We start from the raw sequence: 22,274 nt of genomic DNA on the forward strand, positions 1-22,274 counted from the left end.
ATTATTCTCTCTGTGTTTTATCCCTTAGTACCATTGCCATTGTCGGTGGTTGTCTGGCCCTCCTCCATCCGGTTTGACACCTTTTGATAGAGATAGGAGATACCGAGCAAGCAGATACCAAAGCTGGCATAGGCTATGATTTTGCTGCCAGTATTCAGCAGACCCAAATCATAGAGCAGCAGCTTGCCCGTGGCCAGCAGCGTTAATCCAAGGCCGAAGCGCCGGATGTACACATACCTTTTGCGGAAGCCATACATGATAAATAGAACGGCTAACAGTAGATAAATGAGACTAAAAATTAACCCTGCATCACTCAATTGCAATTGCACTCCTAAGAAAGCGGTGATAATGCCAAGTAAATAAATCGCCATGAAAACAGGATAGATCTCCATACTCTTAAACTGACGATTCAGCGCTGCAATCAGCAGATCACGTCCGCTAAACCAAACAAAGATATTAAAGATAATCAGTACGGCCAGTGCGATATAATCAGCTGCTGTATTTTGCGCGAAATTATTTTGCAGACTTGGCAGTCCTACTGTAATCACTATACAAATGACGTAGCCAATCCCAAACAGAAGTCTCACAAAATATTTAACAATCGTGTCATACAGCACCTTCACCTTTGGCAGCACGTAAGCCAGAACCAAGGTCCATACAGCGGACAGCAGCAAATTATAGAAGGTTCTATGCGCAAAATCCTCCGGTACAACCAGATGATACAATCTTCCCGATTCATACAAGCCGTAGATCCAGAAATTTAATAACGCCGCATATTTGAACCACAACGCTAAGGTGATTTCATAAGGTTCGCTGCGCTGAAGAGCATCCTTACGGTTATGCTGAACAGCATACAACACCGCGACAATCAGCATGCCTGCTGTGATAAAGACATATTTTAGCGGGAAGTAGACATCTCTAAAATTCGTCCATTGATAGTCTGCAACCCACTGCGTCGGTACATTTAGACAGAAGAATACTACAAGGCAGAGCATCATAATGCCCCAGCCCGCCCTTTCCATCCCCTTAAAGCGGTTCAGATTGCCATACAGCGTAAGAACGACGCCCTCAATCAGCCAACCGATGGACCACCAAGCCGCTCCAAATTGAAATGGAATCATCAATATGCCGAAGGTCAGTGAAGTGGCATAGAACAGCAGCATGCTTTCTTTTTCCTGTGGCATCAGCTTCTCAAGCCCTCGACCCAGACCGAGATACAGCAGGCAGAAAAGCAACGCCAGTGCTCCATTGTAATCCTTCAGTCCTGCATCCATAAATAAAATATACAAGGTGAGACAGCTAATAAACGTATTACATCCTAAGAGAGAGAAATCCCACCAGGACAGCTTGGAACGATATTTGAACGGGTACCACAAGGTAATTCCCAGATACATCGCAAAAGTCAAAACAGCATAACACATATTAATTCCGTTGCTATCCGACAAAGCTATTAATATGAGCATGGAGGGTGTATTAAATAAGTAGCTGATATAATTGACAACGTTCCAGCGTTTGCGGAAAGAAATCAATAAGATGAATAAATTCAATAAAAACAAGTAACCCATAGCCACATAAACCGCGTTGCCCGAAAGGCCAAACGCCCCCAGATAAGAGTATAAGGGCAGATATCCTCCGATTAAGCCCAGCGCACAAATACTCCGTGATTCATACCTTAAAGACAGGAGTACCGCAGTTAAAGTAACGAGTACAGACAAGGATAACCCTACATATATACTAATAATATCAAGCAGAAAATAGCTATAAAAAATAGAGCCATACAGCACCGAAATCCCGCCGCCAAGCAGCCCTAAAGCGAAGGTGCCTTTTCCTTTGCGGTATAACCACTCCCCGCCTCCCAGCATCAATAATCCCAGTAGAAAAAAAGCGCTTCCCTTCATATAACCTGTGAACCAGTTGGAATAGGTATACCGGAAGCCTGCCCCCACCGCCAAAATCAACAGTAGAATACCCAGCTTGTTAATCCAGCTTAGTCCAATCTTCATTTCGATCTGATTTTGTTTTCTTCGGCGCTTAAGCACCTCTTCACTGATCTCTTCCGAAGCAAAATCATGTAATCCATTATCCATGCCCGAGTTGAGGCGAAGCTCCGCTTCCCTCAGTCTCTGCCGCTGTGCCAGCACACGCTCATTTAATTCTGCCGCCAACGCCCCGAGTCGACTGGATATCTCTGCTTGTTCCTCACCCAGCTGCCTGGAGGCTGTGTGGTACAGCTGCTGAATATGGCGTTTCGTCTCCACTTCAAAAGCCGTCAGCCGATCCGTATGAGCGTGGCTTCTAGAGGCAAAATAAGTTTGCAGCTTCTGCCTCGACACTTTTAGAATGCCCAGCTTTTCATCTAAAATTTGTTCCGTTAGCGCAACTCTTAGCTCAGTATTCTCTTCTTGAAGCTTACCTACCTGAGTCTTTAGCTCGACCAAAGCGAGCTTATGCTTCTCATATTGCTTCTTCAAGTATTCATTCTCGTTGACCAGATCGTGACTTTCATATTCCGCGATCAGAGCCTCATATTCCTTAATCAGCCCGTCCTGCTGTACCTTCATGAATCTCAGTCGATCTTTGAATGACTCCATAGCGCCTCCTTATGTGAGCGATTGTTAATACTTACATATTACTACATATAGCTGGGGGGTCTTATGCTTTTTTTATATTTGCAGTGAATGAAGATTACAATCGGGATGCAAAAAAACTGCAACATTTTGGAGGGGTGTCCCGTCAGAATAATAACAACACTAACAAAAGATTTTAAAAGGAGCTCACAACCATGAACAACATTTTAAAAACAAGTACAGTTCTTTTAACTTTGTCCCTAGCACTTTCTACAGGAGCAGCTTATGCTGCACCCACCACAACTTCTGCTAAAAATGAGGCTACACAAACCTCCGCTAGCGTTAATCAAAAGACGTTTGCGATTGAAATCAACGGATCGACTATTAAAGAAACAGGCTTCCAAAGCACAAGCGGTAAAGAGCCGATGGTACCACTACGTTCAATTACTGAAGCCCTTGGATTTGAATTAACCTGGAATGCACAGAATAAATCCGTTGAACTTATCAATGGCGCTGTATTCACTACAGTGAAAGCTGGAGAAGACCGTTATAGTATCAACAAAATGAATACAACACTTGGAACTGCACCACAATTGGTTGACTCCACTTTGTATGTCCCAGCTTCCTTTTTAAGCGAAGTAATTCATCAAAACATGACTGTGAAGGGAGATTCCATTGTGATCAACACAAATGCCGCCGAGCAGCACATGACTAAGACTGGTGTGATTACAGCAGTCTATGATGGTGGTAAATACCAATCCGTTCAAATCCAAGGTGTAGGTACGGATGGAATCGTATTAAATGTAGGGGAAGATACGGCTATTGAGATGGCTGACGGCACTAAAATTGCACTCAAAGATCTCCATATCGGGATGACAGTAAAAGCAGAACACTCCATGGTCATGACTATGAGTCTTCCGCCACAAACACCAACTTACAAAATCACCGTTCTGGATAAGCAAAAACAAGATGATCTTCTAGGTACTGCTGGTACTATTGAAGAAGTTCAAAAAGACGATAAGGGAAATATCAGTATCACTGTTAAAGGTAGTGGCCTGAGCGAATTGTCACAAAAAGAAGTAGTACTGCGCATTAGCGAAGACACAGTGCTCATTAACAAAGACGGCGAAGCTGTTAAAAGCAGCGAGCTTGTTAAAGGCACAAAAGTTATCGGATTCTACAGCCCAGTGCTGACCAGAAGCCTGCCACCCATCGGCACAGCTGTCAAAGTTGTAGTAGATTCTGCACAACAATAAGAGAGAGACTGGAATCTTATTAAAAAGATTCCAAAGAGACATTAAAACAGCGATCCTTCCGTTATGGGAGGATCGCTGTTTTGCGTTATAGACTATAGGTTGGCTGACTCGCTTCAGCCGATTTGTGAGGTAAACGAAAGCCGGCTGAACGCTTGGTCACACTTTTACTTGCCTTGCTGCAGAGTTTGGGATGATCATAATCGCGAGCCTTACGGACCCAGCTGACGTTATTTGCGAATTTTCTGCCTTCAGAGCAGCGTTTCGGACTCCAGCGCCACTATTCATTAAAAAGAGGGGCATATTCGATGTTTTTTATGCCAATAGCGTCAGTGGGGTCCGTTAGAATTACAAATGTGGTAAAAAGCTGCGTTAACGGTCAGCTGTGTCCGATAGCAGAGCAGATTATAGTTACTTCGTTCGCGCAACTTCACTCGAGTTGTCCGAAGTTGGAGGTCTAGCTCATGAATCGCTAGCCAGTATCAATTGCATCAACGCTAATAAACGCTCCAAGTTAACAGGCTTACTGAGATAATCTGTTGCCCCTGCCTGAAGGATTTTAGCCTTATCTTCCTTCATCGCTTTTGCAGTCAGTGCAATGATGGGAATATCCTTCTTTGCGGGCATTTGTCTGATCCGATTGATTGCCTCATACCCGTTCATCACTGGCATCATAATATCCATAAGAACGATATCTATAGAAGCCGCTTGCTCCAGTTCATACAGGCCGCTCTCTCCGTTAGTAGCTGTAGTTACATGCAGCCCGCGCTTTCTTAGGGTATTTGATAAAGCGAACAAATTCCGTTCATCATCATCTACGATAAGTACATGCTTTTGATTTAGAGAAGTGAAGTCAGTACGTATATCCTCAGCCGTTGTAGCGGCAAGTACCACTCCACTCCCGATCTCTTGAATAACAGTCGCTTGATCAGCCACTTCCTCAAGGCTTGGAGCCTCAAGCTGCAAAGGCAAATACACTGTAAAGACACTGCCCACACCCTCTTGGCTCTCCAGCGTAATTCTACCACCAAGTAAGGTTGCCAGCTCTCTGGATATGGATAAACCAAGCCCAGTTCCCCCATATTGACGTTCTGTATTTCCATTCGCCTGTTGAAATGCTTCGAAGATGATGGACTGTTTGTCTTCTGCAATCCCAATTCCAGTATCCTTGATGGCGAAGGCAATAAATACCCCAACACCCAAATCTGCCAAATCCAGCAGCTCGTCCTTAGTTGCTAAACGGATTTCCAGAGTGACTGCACCTTCCGCTGTAAACTTAAACGCATTGGACAGCAGATTTATAATAATTTGCCGCACCCTTTGAGCATCCGAATAAAACAACGGGGGTAAGTCCTCTCCTAGCTGTATGTGCAAAGGAATCTCTTTTTTATGAGCAAGCTGGCTGAAGTTCTGAGTCATCGCCTCCGGAATCTCCGATATATTTATCGCTTCAATTTCAATATTCAGCTTCCCCGCCTCAACCTTGGACAAATCCAGAATGTCATTAATCAACGCCAACAGATCTTGTCCCGAAGAATGAATAGCTTTTGAGAATTCAATATCCTCTTCACTTAAGGCTCCCGACTGGTTCTCCATAAGAAATTCCGAGAGCAGCAAAATGCCGTTAAGCGGAGTTCGCAGTTCATGAGACATATTAGCCAGAAACTCCGACTTATATTGTGAGCTTTGCTGCAATAACTCTGCATATTGACTAAGCTCCGTTCGTGCTTTTTCTGCCTCAACTGACTTTTGTTCTGCAAGCAGATTCTTATCTTCCAGCTTTCTATTCGTTGCATGCAGCGTCTCTGTCTGGATCTGCAGCTCCTCTGACTGAGTTTGTAGTTCTTCCGTATATACTTGAAGCTCTTCGTTAAGACGTTGAGATTGCTCCAGCAGCTGATCGATTCTCATACTGCTAATCGTGCTGTTAATGGCAGAGCCAAACGCATTCGAAATAGATTTCAAGAACCTGATCTGCAGTTCCGTAAGTGGAGCAAAGGAGGCGATTTCCACCACAGCAACTACCTCACCTGAAAAAGAAATTGGCAGCAGCAACAGCGACTTCGGTACAGAGGCGCCTAGCCCGGACTCAATACTGATATAACACTCCGGCAGCTCCTGTACATGCATCAGACGTGCCTCTTTAGCACATTGTCCAACTAGTCCTTCACCGATATAGAAGGTCTGCGAATCCGGGAAATTGCTGTTTCCGGCAAAAGTAGAGACTCTTTTTAAAAAGTCCTGCTCATGTTCTTGTGTCCGCACATATAAGGAACCATATGGATAATCAATAACTTCTGCTGTTTTGCCAAGAAAAATGTCCCCCAGTTTCGGAATTTGTGTTATACCCTGATACCTAGCCAATAAATCGTTTGCGTTATCCTGAATCCATATCCGCTCTTGTTGCATGTCTATCAGATGATTCGTTGCTATGCTCAGATCTCTAATTTCATCATTTGTGGTAATCTCTATCCTTGTCTTCTTATCCTCGATAGAATCTAAACCCACAATCGTATGGGTAACTTTATGAATCGTACTAACGATGGCACGTGAATTGATCCATGAGGCAATTATGGAAGTAACAGCTATAAATGCCCAAGCAATATAAAGAAGCTCAAGCAGAAATTTATTCTTGTCTGCTTGTCTAGCTATCAGGCTGTTAGTGTTCTCATTCATCGTCTCGCGGTAAGCGCTGATTTGATTACGAATCCGGTCCATTTGATCTTTGCCATCGTCTGAATTGAAGTATCTTAGGATCTCAGCTTCCTGTCCCTCTTTTTTTAACTGGATCAAATAATCACCAGATTGCTTGATCCACTGTTTAATATCACTTTCGATACCCACAAGTCGCTGAAGCTGAAAGGAATCATTAGCAGTCAGCACGTAAAGCTTATCATAATTAGCTTCCCATTCAGCCTTACCCAAATTGTAGGGCTCCAGATACTTGTTATCGCCAGTGATGACATATCCACGTTGGCCCGTTTCCATATCTAAAACATTCTTTTCGATCAGATTAGCCAAATTAGTAATCTCTCGGTCCTGATGAGAAATAAAGCTGGTCTCCCGCTGCAGCTCATTAATTCTTCCATGCATGACAAAAACAAATCCTAATAGACAGATCACGATTAAAACTGTAATTGACAGTATTTTATACTGCAATGTAAATCGGCGTTTGTTCACAACTAGCCCCCGTCCTGTCTTCTAACTATAAACCCCTTCCTATTCTACATCATTACAAAGGATTACTTGAACTACGGCTTTATTTATTCTTCTATGTAAGTTTTGGCTGTGGCTAATTTAAACAATTTCAGCAGGGTTGAAACACTTGTTTTTCCCGGAATAAAAAAAAACCCACAAGTGCCTTTCACCTTGAAGGGTTACCTAAATATCTAACTTAGCAAATACAAGTTTTCTTCTTCACACCAAGCTTCCCAGACTGTTCAACCTTAGCAATATAATCAACAGCCATGGGAACTTTACAAGCGGTTTGTCCCATGTTCACCTGGACCTTACCTATACCTGCTGCGATCTTTGCTGTCTCCTCATGCAGTTCTGTGATACTGCTGCCCACCATAATTACGAAAGTATTCATCGTATAACGGACACGATTTCGCTCCTGATGAATAGTAGCACCCACTTGTTGTAACAACTCCCTAATCTCAGCAATGTCCAGCTTATCATCCGGTGTAATTGAAATGTAATTGGCATAAGTGCTCCAGCCGCAAATAGCTATTAGTTCATCTGAGGAACGAATCCACTCTCTCGCAAGTTCCAATCCATATGGACTCTCTGCGGCGAGAGGGGATACTATATATTCCACTACCGCATGCCAGTTGGCCGCCGAAGCCCAGCTTTGAAGCTCTTCCTTCGTCATAGTCTTAGGATTGACCGTTAGCCCAGCCAAATACATTGCATCGTAATTGCCTGTCTGATACAAAGCCCTTGCCAGACTCTGATCTTTTTTCACATCCTTAACCAGCTTCTTCATATCTCCTACCTTTACTCCAAATAAAGGTTCCACAGCGCCATGTCGTAAAAAGGTATGTTTCGTCTGCTCTGTACCCATCTCCTCAAGCTTGCTCATCACTTCATCAACAGTCAGATTCATTAGGACACTCCTTTATCTTCAATGTTCTTATCCCTTTACTGTTTCTCTTATGATCGGTTCACGACCTAACGTAACTCTGTTCTTCCCTGTATTCTTAGAGTGATATAACGCTTCATCCGCTTCCCGATATAAATCTTCGAAAGTCACCTCTCTACGCTCCGTAAAAGAGATTCCGATACTTGCGGTAAGATGAATGCTATCCTGTTCATTCAAGATTATCGTGTAATCACTCATCATTGTACGAAAATCCTCTGCTTCTTTTAAGGCTGCACGTTTATCTTCAGCGAAAAAGCATACAGCAAATTCCTCGCCACCTACTCTTCCAGCAATACCTTTATTCTGGTATACCTGAAGGATTTTATTCGAGAAATCAACTAACGCCTGATCGCCCGCTAAATGACCATAAGTATCATTAATTAATTTAAAATCATCGATGTCAAATAGCAGCAGAGCCAACCCTAATCCATCCGGGATCGTTTGATTCTGGACCCTTTGCATGAAATGCCTGCGATTATAAAGCCCTGTCAGATCGTCAACCGTTGCCTGATAGACCAGTTCACGCTCATATCGCTTTTTCTCACTATGATCACTAAACACAATAAGCATACCCTTATTCTCTGTTGCCGCATGTTCCGTAGCAATTAAAGAAACCCCATAACAGAGCTCCTCTGCGCCAGAACAAACTACCTCAAACTGTCCTTCCGTCCTCTGATTGTAATGAGCTGCAATGTCTTTGTGAGATTTCATAAAAAGATCAATGTTTTTTCCCATCCAGTTATCGTTCGCTATTCGGGTAATGTCGTATAAAATAGCAGTCGCCGCATCGTTTATGCCAATGATATTATCATAACGGTCAGTCAGAACTACGCCGTCTTTCATGTGCTCTAGAATTTTGTTTTTGGTTAGAGGGAAGATGGTTAATTTGGAGCTAACAAAAAGTGCGAAATAAGCCGCTATAATCGCAGGCAAATAAGTAAACGCCGTAAAACCTGTAATGGTAATCTTCAAGAGGGGAAGTAAAAAGACGGAAATAACCGGAACCAGCAAACCCGCCAACAGCAGGATATTAGTCCGCAAATAAACTCTCGGGGTATTCAGTAGGGAAACTGCCAGCAAGCAGACCGCATATAGCCCAAAAAGCTGATCATACGCAATAAAAGCCATACTAAGGAGCGTAGGCTTTACAGCAATTCCACTAACACCCGCGACCGTCAGGACGGACACTTCACTGCGCATCAGATGATGATAGCTATCCGTAAAAATAAGAAGTACATCCATAACAATAGGGATAGAGAAGATGGCAAGCTTCACGGGCAGGCGCCCTGTGGAAGGAGATACGTATTCTTTTACCACAGCATAAGTAAAGAGCGCACTAAAAAAAAGCGGAGCCTGCTGTACATTCTTCCACCACAGCTTAGACTGAAAAGAGGGTGACATAATCTCTCCCGCCGTTGCAACAAATATAAGGCTGACTAACAGCATTAAGATCCACAAATAGCGTCTCCCTGCTAACTTACGGTGCCGATAGGAGCTGACGCCCATGTACAGACTTAGAACACTGCCCATTAATAAGTAATACGGATATCCCTGAATCCATGGCATGCCATATTTCTCCTATTTTTCAAGTCGCTCCTATCATTATAGCCTAATCCTTGGTACAAATGAATCAACAATAACAGCACATCTTATGCTTTAAATTTCACCCGATTGGAGAACATATATTTTCTGGCTAAATCCTTAAATGTTATTTTATCTTGTGCCGATTCAAAGAAACGTTTAGGGATAATCAGCGCTCTCTGTGTGGACACAAAAAACACAAACAAGTTCGTAGTTTCACCTATCTTATGTATCTCTTCCCACTTCACTTGCCCAGTGCCCGCTTCGGAAAGATAAGATATGCCTTCATCTGAAATCGTATAATTTTGCGGTTGCTGAATTAGGTTATCTGTTTTGAACGCCTTTTTCGATTTTTTGATCAAGCTTGCCTTGGTCATATACCATAAGACAGCGGCAAGAATTATAGCAGTCACAGCCAGGATTGAGATGCTTTGAGTACTGTAATCCTTAGTAATTAATAACAAAATCATAAAGTAAGCGACTACGCTAAAAGAGTTGAGTATAATCCGGCTATTCAAGCTGAACCATAAGTTAAACTCCTGAACGTCTTCACTCTTTAGGACTGTATCTACTTTTATTACATTTTCCATCACTGATCGCTCCCTCGACGCCATGTATATTTTTAAATTCATCTCATTTTAACATGCCTGAACACAAAAAAGGGACATCCCCGAAGCGATTGCTTCTACATGGGTTGTCCCTCTTCAATCCGTAAGGATTCTTATTTCTTTTGTGCAAGACGTTGTTTGAACTTATCAACACGGCCGCCTTGTTCTGTATCTCTTTGTTTACCAGTGTAAAATGGGTGGGATGCGGAACTTGCGTCCACACGGAGCACTGGGTAAGTGTTGCCGTCTTCCCATTCCATAGTTTCATTGGATGATTTAGTAGATGCACTCAAGAACTTGAAGCCTACGCTTGCATCCAAGAAAATCACTTGGTTGTACTTAGGATGTATGCCTTCTCTCATTCTGATCGTCCTCCTTCTGAATAAATTCGTGGAGCCTTTATGGTAAATTATCCAAATGATCTGTAGGTTTATATATAGAATAACCTAATAAACGTAGGAAAATTCGTAAATCTTACGATTTAGACCACCGCTCCATCATACGCTTATTTAGAGCACAAAGCAACTAATATTCAAATTACTAATTTTTCCATAACCTTTCAAAGCCTACCCATAACGCCGGAGGTTAGAGCGATTTCACCATTCCTCCATCGACTAAAAGAGATTGTCCCGTAACATAAGTATTCGCAAAAGAGCCTAGAAAAACAGCAGCCTTGCCGAATTCTTCGGGCGTGCCCAATCTTCCTAACGGGATTTGCAGCAGCGCTTCCTCTTGAATCTGCTCCATAGGGATCCCCTCTGCTTGTGCACGTTTGCCGTCTAGTTGAAGAATCCGGTCGGTTGCAATACGCCCTGGTGCGATCGTATTAATTAAAATGCGATCCGCAGCCAGCTCAGTAGCCAAGCTCTTGGTCAAGGCATACACGCCAGCGCGAAAAACATTGGAAAGAATTAACCCCTCAATAGGCTGCTTGATAGAAATCGAGCTTATATTAACGATTCGCCCTGCCCCAGAAGAGCGCAGATGCGGCAGTGATTCACGGATCAAACGAATGGTACTCATCAGTGTGAGCTCAAACCCCTGGTTCCAATCCGCGTCTTCCATATCAGCGAAACCTCCGCCATGAGGCCCCCCCGCATTGGTCACTACAATATCAAGCCCACCGTTTAGGGCTACAGCCGTTTGAATAGCATGTACGATATCCTCTGGGACAGTCACATCCATCTGAACCATGTTCACCTGCTGTCCTGTGGCTGCCTGAATCTCTTTCTGTGCGTCTACAAGCTGCTCCATACTCCTGCTGGCGATCATTACCTTCGCTCCCTCACGGGCGTACTCCAGCGCAGTTGCGAGTCCTAATCCTTTACTTGCTGCGGCTACAAAAACTGATTTCCCACGAAGTCCCAAGTCCATCATTAATGCCTCCTTCTTAATTAAACTCCCAACAGCTAAGACTTAAATTGCCATACTGATAACTTCGGTGCAGCAGCTTCGCTTCCTTCCCTTTATCGCCAGCTCCCATAGCTATTATCAAGGGGATAAAGTGCTCACTAGTCGGCACTGCATCAACGCCATAAGGAGCAAGCTCCTGATAGTTAAATAGCGACTCTGTATCCCAAGCTTCCAACCTGTGCTGCAGCCAGTCATCGAATGTCTCCGCCCATTTCTCGACGTTCTCCATTCCCCACTTCACGCTACGCAAATTATGGACGGTTCCACCGCTGCCAATAATCATAATATCCTGCTCACGCAGCTCAGATAAAGCCTTACCCATTAAATATTGCTGTTCATTGGACAGCTCTCGATTAACTGACAAAGACACGACAGGAATATCTGCATTCGGATAGATTAATTTAAGAATAGCCCAAGCTCCGTGATCTAGTCCACGCTCTGTATTTAATTTGCTGACAATCCCATTCTTGTGGAACAGAGACATAATTTGCTGTGCAACCTCATTGTCCCCTTTGGCAGGATAAGTCATTCGATACATCTCATCTGGGAAGCCATAGAAATCATAGATGGTGTCGAAAGTCTCCATAACTCCAACCGATTGTGTGTGTTCTTCGAAATGTGCAGAAAATACAACAATCGCTTTCGGTTTGACATTCCTCTCAGCGAGCTCCCCAAGAAATTTCGTATATGCATTGTTATCAAGTACCAGAGAAGGAGCACCATGGGCAATAAAGTAAGAAGGTATCATAGTTTATCACTCCCTAAGTTCTGCCGTAACCAAGCGATCAGGTCCTGCTGATTCTGCGGTAATACCCCATGATCCGAAGGATAAGTTTTAAAGGTTAATAATGGGGTTAGACCTTCGAAATAAGCGGCTGTTTCTGTCCCCACTGAAATTGGAAATACAGAATCATATTCACCATGCGAGATGAAGACCGATAACTCCTGCACACTCTTCAGCTCATAATCCGTCTTCACAAACCCCGGAACATAACCGTTCAGCGCTACAATTCCCCGAAGCAAATTCCCCATTGTAAGCGCGAGAGTCATGGACAAAATGGCTCCTTGACTGAAGCCAAGCAGATAACGGTGTTTAGCATCTATAGGGTATTTGTCGGTGGCGTATTCGATAAACTGCTGCAATTGCGATACAGCCTGATCAAACTGCTCGCGGATGGGATGACCTAGACTTTTGAGATCATAATATTGAAATCCTGCCCCTAAAATCATATTTCCCCGAATCCCGATAATAATAAACTCTTCAGACAAGGACTCAACAAGCCCGAACATATTCTTCTCATTGGAACCTTTGCCATGCAAGGTGAAGATAACCGGATAAACCCGATTCTCATCGTAACCGGAAGGTAGACTGACATCATATATATAAGGTGCCTTCATAACTAAACACTCCTTCAAAATATTTGTAATACAAAAATAATATTTGTAAAGATAATATTATAAACCTCTAGCTAGTATGTCAATTAATAATTTGTTAATATAAAAATATATTTGCTATTACTAATATCAAAAGGGGCTTTACTAATGAATATAGGTTCAAACATTCGTACAATCCGTAAAAGAAAACATATTACGATTGCCCAAATCTGTGAAACTACTGGCCTGTCACAAGGTTTTATGAGCCAGGTTGAGACTAATAAGACCTCTCCTTCGATTGCAACCCTTAGCCTGATTGCGGATGCGCTGAACGTTCCATTGGCTTATTTGCTGTTAAAAAAGGAAGAGCGGATGCAGGTGGTACGCTCCAAGGAGCGGCAAATCACCAGTAGCGGAAGTGATAAACTGCAAGTTGAGCATTTAAGCTCGGCAGGTGGTGTACGAATGGTGCTTGTCCATTTCCCTCCGGGCACTTCTACGGGTGAAACTCCGCAGGCGCACGAAGGCAAAGAGGTCCATTTAGTAATAAAAGGTGAGGTTTATGCGGAGCAAGGTGAAGATTTCGGGATGTTCCAAGCGGGGGATTCCTTTAGCTGGAATGCCTGTGTGCCACATCTGGTCATAAATAAAGGCGATGAGCCGGCAAGCGTGCTCATCGCCATCCATACAGAGGCTGATAGTGAAACCGTTGATTTTTAAGCTGGTCTACACGTCGTACTCCAGCTGTTTTTTGGCCTGAACAATGAAATCCAGCGGATTCTCAATCGTGCCGGCTTGGTATTCGACCGCCCCAATCTTAAGACCCAGGCTGACCTTATATTTTCTGGAGAAATTATTGTCATTCAACTCCTGAAGCTTGAGCTTAATCCGCTCGATCACAATCTTCGCCCCATCGCTGTCCGTGAACAGCAGCAGGCCCCATGTTGCTTCATCCTTATCTAGCAGATAGAGTGCATCATTGGTACGAATACTCGCCTGACTAAGCTGAGACACGTCATAGATAGCTTCTGCCAGCTGATCTTCAGGAATGATCCGTCTGATCTCTTTCCAATACTTCACCTTCACCACTAGCAGGGTGAGCGGAATCTGATAGCGGGTCGAAATGCTTGTAAATAATGTAGCATCCGTCTGAAAAGAAATACTGTTCCGCAAATTTGTGTTTTCATCTACGATAGCCATATTGGCAGTCTTTTTGCGTAGCTGCTCATTCTCCACCTGCAAATCACGGCTGCTTAAAGTGAATACCCATAGAACGACCGTTAATAGCGGAGTCATAATTAGCCAGAAATAAGTATTCAGGCTAATCGTTTCCCCCAGCGTTATCGTCTGGTACATCGTGTAGAATCCGTAAGCAAAGATAAACACCAGATTCAAGACCAGACCCGCAGTGACCGTCGTAAAATACGTAACAATGGCCAGAATAAAAGCCACCGTTAAAATGATAATATTCTGGAGGTAATCATCCGGTGCCCCGGCAATGAAGACGATACAGAGGAACGATAACACCAGGAATGATAAGAGAGCGATGTCCGACACTAAGCTGCGATTACGTCTCACGCTTATCACCACGTTTCTTCATGTGTTTGCGAAGCAGCAGGATCAGCGATAGAACCACCAGCGTCAGCACCAGTAAAATCACGATGATAAAACTGAGTACATCCGACCGTTCCATTATTTTCTGGGCCACAGAGTCCTCGGCTGCTCCAGTGATTGTTTTGAAGCGGTGTGCGCTGACATTACCGTCTTTATCAACGATTGCACCATCGCCAAACACCTTCCACTTGTCCCGTTCTGTAGCGAGCAGTTTAGATCCTAAGTAATACTCTTCCGAGCTGACCCCCGTAACCGCGAGCAATGCACGTCCCGCCTCAAATGGCGAATCAATCAGCTGCAGTGTTCCGATTCGTGCGCCGTATTGCTCTTCAATACTCATTTTCTCATTGGAGCGAATTGTGGTTCCATCTCCGTTATATTGAAAATAAAGCTTAGCATTCTGATCACGGATCACCTTATTATTCTTATAAGCACCAATAGCGATGATATTATTATTTTTCAAATGATCGGCGTTGACGGTATCGGTATAGAACTGGATATTCCCTATATTTCCGCTGGCATATTTACCAAGCAGATTAAAGATATTCGATACACTTAAATAGGCGTAATCATCCATTTGTTCGGGCAGTACAACCGCCACATGATTATAGATCCCATCGCGGATGAACGGATATGGATAGTTATTAAATAAGAGATCCGTGCGATCCTTCGTATTCAGCTGCATTACAGAATCTTTACTGATATAAGCCCACGGCATTTGGTCCCGATCGATAATACATCTGGCTCCTTCGATCTCCAAATCAAAAGCCACTGTCACCGAGAAATTTCCGGAGATATTCAAGTTCTGAGGCACCGAGAGATTAAGAATATCGCCATTCGCCAGTTCCTTAGTCAGCTTCTTACTGCCAATCGGAGTATTGTTGATGCTCACGGTAACCAATGAACGAGTAAAATCCAAATTCTGTGCATAACGGAAATCCAATCTGATTTTACCGGAATCGGCAATCGAGCGGTTCGCTGGCAATGAAATAAAATACGTCTGCTCCTGATGATGTGCCCCGGTCAGTTTATCACCTGTCTCAGTGAACGTGATGTTAGAGCTAATCGAAAGCGCAGGTGCTGATACTTCTGTAGCATCCGTTACTGTTTTTAGATCACTGGTGATCTGCCCGATCAGCTCTGGATTAGCAATCAAGCGACCTGCTTTAATCAGCAAGTTCTCATCCTTCGAGGTTACAACCAAGGTGGGCTGGGTATCCTTATTCACTAGCTGGAGCAGCGCGTGCGTACCCAAATCTTCAGTGGAGCTTAGCTGAGCTTTCAGTTCGCTTGGTACTCTGTCATACATAGCTACCAGTACAACTGCGGCCTTATTCTGCACAGTGTCTGCCCGGTAGGGAAGCAAGGGAATAGTCTCATCATTTAACGTAATCCCCTTAACAAACCCGGAGAGAGCATAAGTGGCTGCTTCCATTTCTGCCGCCGTGCTTTTGTCCGGTACAGTCAGAATACTCTGATTCTTTGTTAAGGTATCTATCCCGGCGAATCGCTCGCTGAAGTCACTGATCCCTCCACTCAAGGGCTTTGCGGTATAAATCACGTTAACACTGGACGTATTGAACAGATGTAGCCAATTATCCGACGTTTCATCGACCGAACAAAAGAGGTCATCTTGACGATCTGTCTTCAAATAGCCCTGAATGCCCAGCGTATTCGTCCCTTTTTTCAGAAACCCCTTGGGCGCCGCGAGGGTCAACAGCTGTTCGCCGTTGTCTTGTAGTGACGGACGAAACGTATAGAACGGGCTGCCGTTTAGCGTTAAGGTAACACTAGAAATCTGCTCTTCGGTAATTTGTGAAATTTGAAAATGCAGTTTGATCTTTACTTGATCCACATTCCAATAATCCAGAACCTCAAAATATTGCTGCTGGGCACTCGAACCTGTTAAGGACGAGTCCGTTCCCGTAAATGAGGTTGTGTAAGTGGACTTATGATCCTGCGGCAACGTCTCTGCGGCAGCAGGATGGATTGGAATTAACAAAAGGGAGAGGCAGGTTAACAGTATAACCAGCTGTTTTTTTATCTTCATGTTCTGTTTCTCCTGTGATTACATTTTTCTCATATGACTTTTTGGTGCCTCGTTAGTAGCGCTCCGTCTTATACCATTTGGCTTCTCTTTTGAAGATGAGGTCTTTCAGATATAGATATAATCCGTTAGCCGCGACAACCATCCACAGCTGGCAATAAGACACATACATCAACATTACAATCCCTAGATTGGACAAGCTCATCTCGCCCTTTTCTGTCGTTAGCGTGATGAAGGTCCCCACAACGAAAAGAATAATAGCGAGCAGCCATAAGAAATTACTAAGACCTGCAATAGTAGTATGCACATAACCCAAAGCATGCAGAATCAGCAGCACATCCGAGGTGATTAACGACAGCAGCAGTAAGAAGTAAATGGATAGAAAATAAAGAATATCGAACCGCACCTTTGCGGCCGATTTATTGAACAGCAGCGGAATATTTTTGACAATGACATAAATATTGCCCTTCGCCCAGCGGGTTCGCTGCTTGAACCAGACCTTCAGGGTCTGTGGTTCCTGCTCCCACGTGACGGATTTCGGCTGGAACTTGATTTGGTAACCCATCATATAAATCCGGAAGCTGATTTCTGTATCCTCGGCTATCGCTTTAACATCCCAACCACCGATGCTTTCCACAATTGACCTGCGCATAATGAAATTGGTTCCCGGAATAGTGCAAAGCTTGAACAGCTTCCAGCGTCCCGCTTGAGCCATCCATTGAAAGGATAAGGTCTCAATATTAATGAACCGGGTCAGTAAACTTGCATCACGATTACGGGTCCGGAACTTCCCAATCACCGCACCGAGGCTGGAATCATGCATGATCTCAGCAACCAGATAACGCAAAGCTGTTTTCTCCGGAGTATTGTCGGCATCATAAATGGCGATTAGCTCCCCTTTACAGCTGGTAAAGCCTATATTCAAGGCATTGGATTTGCCTTTGCCTCCTGTAACTGCATCCGTATTAATGACTACCAGCTGACGCCCCGGATTTCGGGATTGTATGCCCGCAAGCAGCTCGGCACTGTTATCAGAGGAGTTATCATTAATCACAATAATCTCATACCGATCTTGCGGATAATCCAGCGCCAGCAGAGATTCAACCGTCTTACAAATCACTACCCCCTCATTGTGAGCGGGAACCATAATTGAAACAAAAGGATATTCGCCCTCTATCTCTGGTATATCCTCATTTTCGGATTTAATGTAATATAGATAGCCCGCGATAATGAGGGTCACATTCACCAGCAGCAGAGACCAAATACAGATCACCGCAATCACCATCAGCACGTCTGAAATCGTCATAGGGTCCTCCAAATCACGATTAGTTGTCTCATTTCAAAAACTTTCTGCGATATAACCGGTATCCGATCATCAACAATCCGCCAAACAGCAGCAGAGAAATCATGATCACAACAATAAAAAATTGATTCTGAATATTAAAAAGTCGGGTGAAGCTCTTTTGCTGCTCCTCTGTGTAGCGATAATCGCTATCCACTGTTTCCGGTGTATAGTCCAGGCTTAGAGGTTGTCCATTAATAGAAATCATTCCATCTAATGAGGAGATTGTGTTCTGATCAGTAACGACCTGATGCTCTTCTTGCTTATAATCGGCAAAAGAAACCCAATTCCGTTCCAGACTTTGCAGCATTTCTTCAAGCTGACGCTCATCCTCGGGCATGTCGACGGTGATTACAGTATCCATCGGCAAATGCGGTATCACTTTATTGGATGTATGCAAAGCTTGAAGAAATTCCAGCGGAACGCTATATAAAGAGGATGGAAAGGATTTAGAGGTGTCGCTCTGCTCCATATAATCAATCTGTTCATCTGGATATAACACCACAGAATCAAAAAAGCTCATCCCCGCTTCTGAATACTCTTTGTCATACGACCAATGCATTTCCGCTCCGACTCCAAGCGGCCCAAGCCCGTTTTCGGCCAACAGATTGATGAAATCATTCATCTTTCCTTTAAGCGTATGGTCACCGGAGCTTATCGTTGGCATCACCACTGGGGCATTGACCAGAATGCTTCCATTGCTGGATTGCACACTTTTCATAGCCACTAAATAACGCTGCATGGCCGGATAGTCGGTATTGCTGAACACAGGCCGCACACTTGCAAGAAACGGAATCCCCAGTTGATACAGCCGCTCACCCGTTTCTGCCAGCAGTCGCAGATCGGAGAAAGGATAGATTTCTTTGATCGCAAGGTACATTTTAGGAGCAGCAGCAGTGATATGTAGCCAATCCTTCAGAACATACGCCATTCCTAGCGTACTGATATTCCCTTGTTCAAAATATGGGGCATATGTATCATTCCCCTTACTCACAGCGTACGGTGCTTGCAGACCCTCCTCCGCAAAAGAGAGTTTCCCAAAGGATTTGACCGCCTGACTCGCTACAATATAAGGCATATCCTGCACCTTAGCTTGAATTCCGGAGAACTGTCCAATTTCGAGCTCAGCACTCCCGTCATAGATCACATCAGTGGTTAGCTGTAACGCCTTCGTTAGACTAGCGGGTGGGTTGTACCCGATATGCAAATACTGCCCCTGATAATGCTCCCAATCCTCTATGTAGGATTTATTCGTGATCGAAATATCCGCTTCGTTACGGACCATGATCACTCTGGAGTAATTTTTCAGCATCCCCTGCTCGTATTGATCTAGGCTTCGAAGTGTAACCTTTGTCGAGTAAGCTGCCAGCAGACGTTGAAGTTCAGTCACATTTCCATCCTTAGAGGTCCCCTTGGCAAGGCTATCATAGAGCAGTAAGACTTGTTGTGGCGATGCAGCAGATTGAACAGGAGTGGCGGGAAGCAATAGGATGGTTAAACTCAGCGTCAGCAGCAATATACAGTATAAGATCCCTCTGCGCTTCAAACACTCACATCCTTTTGAGGCTTTGTAAATGGACTAGACATGGTGGGGCTCTCGTTAACCGGCTTTTTGCGATTTTTGGAGAATCTGCGTCCGATCACACTAGATACTGTCAGAAAGGTCACCAAATCAAAAGATAAAGTGAACAAGAATTCATGCTTGGAAATGTCGGCATCACCGGCACCGATAATCGATACAAAAATGCCTGAAAGACCAATGCCTATCGTAGCGACAATCAATACCATCCGCTGCAATCCTCTAAAATTGCGTGCCTTAATGGCTGTTACAAAGGAAGGCATATACAGACCGATGACAAGCACTGTCCAAAGGAAGATAAAACCTATCGTTCGTGGTGCTAAAGCTTTTTTCAGCTGACTGTATCCAGTAAAAAAGTGACTCTGTGCTCGAAATTCCTTCCCAACAGATTGCTCGTAATTGCCCATCGCCGCTGGTTTAATCGAGAATGCACTTTGAGCAGCTACATTAAGAATCGAGTTAAGCTGATCCGGATTCGATATATAGTATTTAAGGATCGAAACAAATCCGTAACGACTGTAAAAGTTCTCTTGGAGGATCGGCGAATTCACATCAATAGTTCCGTATTTCTCGTAGTAAATGCTATTTTTCAAGATGGCATATTGTTCATCAATATCGAATGACTTCAATGCCTTCTCCGGATCGGAGGAATCCTTCAGCACCCCTCGGGTCATGGCATGGAACTGGTTAATATTCACGAATTCATCCGAGATATTCAAATAAGTGAACACACCTGCGAACAGGATCAAGGCAAGGGAAACCAGGGTCAGAATACGAAAGATCTTATCCCTGCGAATCCAAAGGATTGAACACCCCAGAACCGCAATGATTATACCCACTGGCGCATTTTGCTGTTTGGAAGTAGTCAGGATGATCGTACTGATCAAGAACAGGGCCAGCAGCACATAGTCATTGTATCTTTTTTGATATAACAACAACCAAGCTGCGAACATAGTAATCATCGTGATCATCACGACGCTCTCGCCGTAAAAGGAGTTGAAATAAGCGGTATACCCGGTATCTCCAAATATAAAAATAGCAATACCTGCAGTGACCCATCCCTGCTTGCGGGTCATCCCCCATGTAATAGCCTCTATTAATAAGTAGATCGCCGCAGCATATAAAATCGTGTAAATGACTGCTTGAAACCGGATATCGAAAACCTCGCTGCTAAAAAACAGCTTATTAAGTCCAATGGCCAGCTGAATAAATAGGGACTGTGAAGAAAATAATGTCGCGCCATTCTCATTAAAATATTGAAAGATTCCATATTGCTTTACAAAATAACCAAAGTATTGCTCGTCATAATCCGGCAGATTGAAATAAATTCCGTTACTATAGATGCTGCGAAAAAAATCACCATTATCCGCCATTCCGACATACGGGGCGGTAAATAAGGCGATGATGGTTATAAGCAACACTCCAACAGCAGTGATAAAAGCCGGGGACAATGGCAACGGTAGGTTAGCGAGTGTCATCCCCTGCCTCAGAGGTGATTTCACCGTGTTGTTTATCATGCAGATTCACCTTCGTTACTATAGGTTTAAATTAATAGACATAGGCCAATGCTGCCATCAGATTGTCAAAGGAATAGGCTTGGCCACTAGCTACATCGCCGAAGCCTCCATACAGTGAGCTGCCGGCATCGGTTATTCTGAACTCGTTCATTCTTTCAATGCTTTTGCGATAGAGTGCATCGTCTCCGATCTCGGCACCAATCATAGCCGTAATGGCGTAAATGGCTGTTGAGCGAATATCGTTAAGCGGCTTTCCCTCACGCGAATATTGTCCATATAATGTGCCAGCCTCGACCTGCTGCTTGATAAAATTAATGCTGGAGGATTTCTGCTGGTCTACCTCTGCCAAAGCCAGAATAGACAGTAGCGATTCTACTGTATTGATATTCTCCGAACTATAGGTTCCACTCTCATAATTAAACCTTGTTTCATAGAAGGGAAACTCATCTGATAAATATCCATCTTTCAGAATAACGCTCATATTATTCAACAAAAAGTCACGAGATTCTCCAGAAACCGACAATTTTTGCATTGTACCTAAATCAATATAACATAAAGTAACGAATGTGTTGGTTTTTTTGTAATTTTCATCATAGAAGTCATACATATATCCATTTTTTACATTATAGTTATAAAACCTCTCACCATACTTAGCCGCTCCTTCTGTATATTGTTTATCTCTAAACGTATCCCCCGCTTCATAAAGCGCACGAATGATACGTAAGTCATCAACGGCAGCATTCACAGGATATAATTTCTGCTGTTTAGGGCTATATCGGTAGCTAAAACCACCCTTCATATCAAAGGTTTGCTTAGCCAGCGCCCATTCTTCTGTAAATCGCTCTTTCTCACCACTCCGTACGGCTGCCAGCATCCTCAGAGAGGCAGACTCACTTAGAATCTCATGGCCGCTTGCTGCTTCTCCGGATTGCTCTGTTTCAATTAAATTCGTATAAACACCGGACGAGCCGGTAAGCTTCGTAACAATAAATTGCTCTAAAGCATCCAATTCCTGTGAAGGGTCCCCCATATCATTATTAGCCGAACCCGTAGGATTCGGTGGCTCTGTTGTATGAACATTTGCGGAGGGCGAGGGTGTTGATGCCGGTATTGCTGTTTGCTCACATGCTGTTAATGCTGTAAAACCTGTAAGTACCACTACAGCAACAGCTATCTCTTTCCTCAAAAAATCACCTCCCTAAGCATCTGCTTATATTGCCTAGTATTATCTATAA

17 protein-coding genes are annotated in these 22,274 nt (G+C 43.8%); 2 read left to right on the plus strand and 15 right to left on the minus strand.

Annotation, left to right across the window (positions count from 1 at the left end; genetic code table 11):
* Nucleotides 1-17: 17 nt before the first annotated feature.
* On the minus strand, nucleotides 18-2,591 hold the full coding sequence (locus MHH89_RS20970; protein ID WP_076282162.1) for a DUF2339 domain-containing protein: 2,574 nt from the start codon (nucleotides 2,589-2,591) through the stop codon (nucleotides 18-20).
* Nucleotides 2,592-2,782: 191 nt separating this feature from the next.
* Here MHH89_RS20970 and MHH89_RS20975 point away from each other — a divergent pair, with 191 nt between their 5' ends.
* Complete coding sequence (locus MHH89_RS20975; RefSeq protein WP_076140656.1) at nucleotides 2,783-3,823, plus strand: stalk domain-containing protein; 1,041 nt, start codon at nucleotides 2,783-2,785, stop codon at nucleotides 3,821-3,823.
* 459 nt (nucleotides 3,824-4,282) lie between these two features.
* Here the strand turns inward: MHH89_RS20975 and MHH89_RS20980 are convergent, their stop codons facing one another.
* From MHH89_RS20980 to MHH89_RS21015, 8 genes are all read right to left on the minus strand, one after another.
* Complete coding sequence (locus MHH89_RS20980) at nucleotides 4,283-7,000, minus strand: CHASE3 domain-containing protein (protein ID WP_081390532.1); 2,718 nt, start codon at nucleotides 6,998-7,000, stop codon at nucleotides 4,283-4,285.
* Between the two features lie 214 nt (nucleotides 7,001-7,214).
* Complete coding sequence (locus MHH89_RS20985) at nucleotides 7,215-7,922, minus strand: DNA alkylation repair protein (RefSeq protein WP_076305882.1); 708 nt, start codon at nucleotides 7,920-7,922, stop codon at nucleotides 7,215-7,217.
* Nucleotides 7,923-7,955: 33 nt separating this feature from the next.
* Entirely contained in the window at nucleotides 7,956-9,530 is a 1,575-nt protein-coding gene (locus tag MHH89_RS20990) for a histidine kinase N-terminal 7TM domain-containing diguanylate cyclase (RefSeq protein WP_076278267.1), read from the minus strand.
* A gap of 83 nt (nucleotides 9,531-9,613) precedes the next feature.
* Nucleotides 9,614-10,135 (minus strand): YcxB family protein, encoded by a 522-nt coding sequence (locus tag MHH89_RS20995; RefSeq protein WP_076124082.1) that lies wholly within the window; start codon nucleotides 10,133-10,135, stop codon nucleotides 9,614-9,616.
* 131 nt (nucleotides 10,136-10,266) lie between these two features.
* Nucleotides 10,267-10,515 (minus strand): type B 50S ribosomal protein L31, encoded by a 249-nt coding sequence (locus MHH89_RS21000; protein ID WP_036682161.1) that lies wholly within the window; start codon nucleotides 10,513-10,515, stop codon nucleotides 10,267-10,269.
* 223 nt (nucleotides 10,516-10,738) lie between these two features.
* The gene (locus tag MHH89_RS21005) at nucleotides 10,739-11,527 is read right to left on the minus strand and encodes an SDR family oxidoreductase (RefSeq protein ID WP_076181913.1); all 789 of its coding nucleotides are present in this window, start codon (nucleotides 11,525-11,527) and stop codon (nucleotides 10,739-10,741) included.
* Nucleotides 11,528-11,543: 16 nt separating this feature from the next.
* The gene (locus MHH89_RS21010; RefSeq protein WP_076309975.1) at nucleotides 11,544-12,314 is read right to left on the minus strand and encodes a DODA-type extradiol aromatic ring-opening family dioxygenase; all 771 of its coding nucleotides are present in this window, start codon (nucleotides 12,312-12,314) and stop codon (nucleotides 11,544-11,546) included.
* Entirely contained in the window at nucleotides 12,311-12,964 is a 654-nt protein-coding gene (locus tag MHH89_RS21015) for an alpha/beta hydrolase (RefSeq protein WP_076191656.1), read from the minus strand. Before MHH89_RS21015 ends, MHH89_RS21010 begins: the two co-directional genes overlap by 4 nt.
* Nucleotides 12,965-13,108: 144 nt before the next feature.
* Here MHH89_RS21015 and MHH89_RS21020 point away from each other — a divergent pair, with 144 nt between their 5' ends.
* Entirely contained in the window at nucleotides 13,109-13,660 is a 552-nt protein-coding gene (locus tag MHH89_RS21020; protein WP_076191653.1) for a helix-turn-helix domain-containing protein, read from the plus strand.
* A 6-nt stretch (nucleotides 13,661-13,666) separates the two neighbouring features.
* Here MHH89_RS21020 and MHH89_RS21025 read toward each other — a convergent pair whose 3' ends face one another.
* The 6 genes from MHH89_RS21025 to MHH89_RS21050 are packed head-to-tail and all read right to left on the minus strand — an operon-like array spanning nucleotide 13,667 to nucleotide 22,225.
* Nucleotides 13,667-14,518, minus strand: a complete 852-nt coding sequence (locus MHH89_RS21025) for a diguanylate cyclase domain-containing protein (protein ID WP_036682174.1) — start codon at nucleotides 14,516-14,518, stop codon at nucleotides 13,667-13,669.
* The gene (locus tag MHH89_RS21030; RefSeq protein WP_081390530.1) at nucleotides 14,508-16,604 is read right to left on the minus strand and encodes a cellulose biosynthesis cyclic di-GMP-binding regulatory protein BcsB; all 2,097 of its coding nucleotides are present in this window, start codon (nucleotides 16,602-16,604) and stop codon (nucleotides 14,508-14,510) included. The genes MHH89_RS21025 and MHH89_RS21030 overlap by 11 nt, the downstream gene beginning before the upstream one ends.
* 52 nt (nucleotides 16,605-16,656) lie before the next feature.
* On the minus strand, nucleotides 16,657-17,907 hold the full coding sequence (locus tag MHH89_RS21035; RefSeq protein WP_036682179.1) for a glycosyltransferase family 2 protein: 1,251 nt from the start codon (nucleotides 17,905-17,907) through the stop codon (nucleotides 16,657-16,659).
* A 28-nt stretch (nucleotides 17,908-17,935) separates the two neighbouring features.
* A complete protein-coding gene (locus MHH89_RS21040; protein WP_340033797.1) occupies nucleotides 17,936-19,489 on the minus strand; it encodes a hypothetical protein in 1,554 nt (517 codons plus the stop codon).
* Nucleotides 19,486-21,039, minus strand: coding sequence for a glycan biosynthesis hexose transferase WsfD (gene wsfD / locus MHH89_RS21045; protein ID WP_076124090.1), 1,554 nt, complete (start codon nucleotides 21,037-21,039; stop codon nucleotides 19,486-19,488). Before wsfD ends, MHH89_RS21040 begins: the two co-directional genes overlap by 4 nt.
* A gap of 31 nt (nucleotides 21,040-21,070) precedes the next feature.
* On the minus strand, nucleotides 21,071-22,225 hold the full coding sequence (locus MHH89_RS21050; RefSeq protein WP_340033798.1) for a glycosyl hydrolase family 8: 1,155 nt from the start codon (nucleotides 22,223-22,225) through the stop codon (nucleotides 21,071-21,073).
* Nucleotides 22,226-22,274 lie beyond the last annotated feature (49 nt).

This window comes from Paenibacillus sp. FSL H7-0323, from assembly GCF_038002725.1.
Taxonomy (GTDB): domain Bacteria; phylum Bacillota; class Bacilli; order Paenibacillales; family Paenibacillaceae; genus Paenibacillus_AQ; species Paenibacillus_AQ odorifer.

Coding starts and splice junctions, on each gene's coding strand:
- MHH89_RS21010 (WP_076309975.1), bottom strand. CDS start 12,314: ATGATACCTTCTTACTTTATTGCCCATGGTGCTCCTTCTCTGGTACTT.
- MHH89_RS20975 (WP_076140656.1), top strand. CDS start 2,783: ATGAACAACATTTTAAAAACAAGTACAGTTCTTTTAACTTTGTCCCTA.
- MHH89_RS20970 (WP_076282162.1), bottom strand. CDS start 2,591: ATGGAGTCATTCAAAGATCGACTGAGATTCATGAAGGTACAGCAGGAC.
- MHH89_RS21000 (WP_036682161.1), bottom strand. CDS start 10,515: ATGAGAGAAGGCATACATCCTAAGTACAACCAAGTGATTTTCTTGGAT.
- MHH89_RS20990 (WP_076278267.1), bottom strand. CDS start 9,530: ATGCCATGGATTCAGGGATATCCGTATTACTTATTAATGGGCAGTGTT.
- MHH89_RS21020 (WP_076191653.1), top strand. CDS start 13,109: ATGAATATAGGTTCAAACATTCGTACAATCCGTAAAAGAAAACATATT.
- MHH89_RS20995 (WP_076124082.1), bottom strand. CDS start 10,135: ATGGAAAATGTAATAAAAGTAGATACAGTCCTAAAGAGTGAAGACGTT.
- MHH89_RS21005 (WP_076181913.1), bottom strand. CDS start 11,527: ATGGACTTGGGACTTCGTGGGAAATCAGTTTTTGTAGCCGCAGCAAGT.
- MHH89_RS21030 (WP_081390530.1), bottom strand. CDS start 16,604: ATGAAGATAAAAAAACAGCTGGTTATACTGTTAACCTGCCTCTCCCTT.
- wsfD (WP_076124090.1), bottom strand. CDS start 21,039: ATGATAAACAACACGGTGAAATCACCTCTGAGGCAGGGGATGACACTC.
- MHH89_RS21015 (WP_076191656.1), bottom strand. CDS start 12,964: ATGAAGGCACCTTATATATATGATGTCAGTCTACCTTCCGGTTACGAT.
- MHH89_RS21035 (WP_036682179.1), bottom strand. CDS start 17,907: ATGACGATTTCAGACGTGCTGATGGTGATTGCGGTGATCTGTATTTGG.